This window comes from Deltaproteobacteria bacterium GWC2_65_14, from assembly GCA_001797615.1.
In the GTDB taxonomy this organism is placed as follows: Bacteria; Desulfobacterota; Deferrimicrobia; order Deferrimicrobiales; family Deferrimicrobiaceae; genus GWC2-65-14.
This window is the reverse complement of sequence record MGPV01000032.1, coordinates 48,211-49,653: the sequence shown is the minus strand read 5'-3', so window position 1 is coordinate 49,653 and position 1,443 is coordinate 48,211. Positions and strand designations below refer to the sequence as shown.

Genomic DNA, 1,443 nt, shown 5'->3' with positions numbered 1-1,443 from the left:
GTCGCCCCCGGCGAGACGCTGGGGCTGGTCGGGGAGTCCGGCTGCGGGAAGACGGTCACCGCCCTGTCGATCCTGAAGCTCCTGCCGTCTCCGCCGGCACGGATCGAGGCGGGGAGCATCCTCTTCCGCGGGAGGGACCTCGTTCCCCTCCCGGAGAAGGAGATCTGCGCCGTGCGCGGGCGGGAGATCTCGATGATCTTCCAGGAGCCGATGACCTCGCTCAACCCGGTGCTGACGATCGGGGAGCAGGTCGCCGAGGTCTTTACCGCCCACCGGGTCTGCGGGAAGAGGGAGGCGGCCGCACGGGCGGTGGAGTGGCTGCGGCGGGTCAGGATGCCGGATCCTTCGCTGCGAGCGCGGGAGTACCCGCACCAGATGAGCGGGGGGATGCGGCAGCGGGCGATGATCGCGATGGCGCTGGCGCTCGAGCCGGCCCTCCTCATGGCCGACGAGCCGACCACGGCGCTAGACGTCACGATCCAGGCGCAGATCCTCTCCCTGCTCAAGGAGATGCGGAAGGAGCAGGGGATGGCGATCCTGCTGATCACCCACGACCTGGGGGTCGTCTCGGAGTTCGCCGACCGCACCGCGATCATGTACCTGGGACGGATCGTGGAGATTTCCCCGACGACGGCCCTGTTCGCCGACCCGGTCCATCCCTACACGCAGGGACTCTTCCGGTCGCTGCCGGGGAAGGGGTCGGGGGAGACGCGGCTTCCCTCGATCCCGGGGATGGTCCCCGGCCTCGACGCCATCCCCCCGGGCTGCCCGTTCGCGGACCGCTGCCCGTTCCGGCAGGAGGCGCTCCGCAGCTTCCGCGCGGGGGAGAAGGCGGAGGACGAACTCTCGGTCTGCGACCGGGAGGACCCCCCGCTGGAGGAGTTCGCGCCGGGACACCTTGCCGCCTGCCACTACCAGAGGCGGGCGCGGAAGGGAGGATCCGGATGAGCCGCGACGACGGGACGCTGCTCTCGCTGGAGGGGATCCGGAAGCTCTTCCCGGTGAAGAAGTCCTTCTTCTCCTCCGAGACGCTCACGGTCCACGCCGTCGACGGGGTGTCGCTTTCCGTCCCGGCGGGAAAGACGGTGGGTCTGGTGGGGGAGTCCGGCTGCGGCAAGACGACGCTCGGGCGGGTGGCGATCCGCCTGATCCCCCCCGACGCGGGGCGGATCCTGTTCGAGGGGAGCGACATCACGGCCCTGGCGGGCGAGGAGCTCCGACACCTGCGCAGGAAGATGCAGATCATCTTCCAGGACCCCTACTCGTCGCTGAACCCGCGGATGCGGGTCCGCGACATCGTGGGAGAAGGGTGGCTCGTCCACGGGATCGCCAGGGGTGCGGAGGTCCGGGAGAGGGCGGAGCGGCTCCTCCTGCGGGTGGGCCTGTCGGCCGATGCCGCCGAACGGTACCCGCACGAGTTCTCGGGCGGGCAGCGGCAGCGGA

Annotated in this window: 1 protein-coding gene and 1 pseudogene (1 of these 2 only partly in view); both read left to right on the top strand. The window is 70.6% G+C overall.

What is annotated here, in order from left to right; translation table 11 throughout:
• Positions 1-948: dipeptide ABC transporter ATP-binding protein DppD (dppD, locus tag A2X88_10560; protein ID OGP34357.1), on the top strand; the 948-nt coding region annotated here is incomplete at its 5' end.
• Positions 945-1,443 (top strand): annotated as a pseudogene (locus A2X88_10555) (peptide ABC transporter substrate-binding protein) (it continues 446 nt past the right edge of the window). The gene dppD and the pseudogene A2X88_10555, both read left to right, overlap by 4 nt.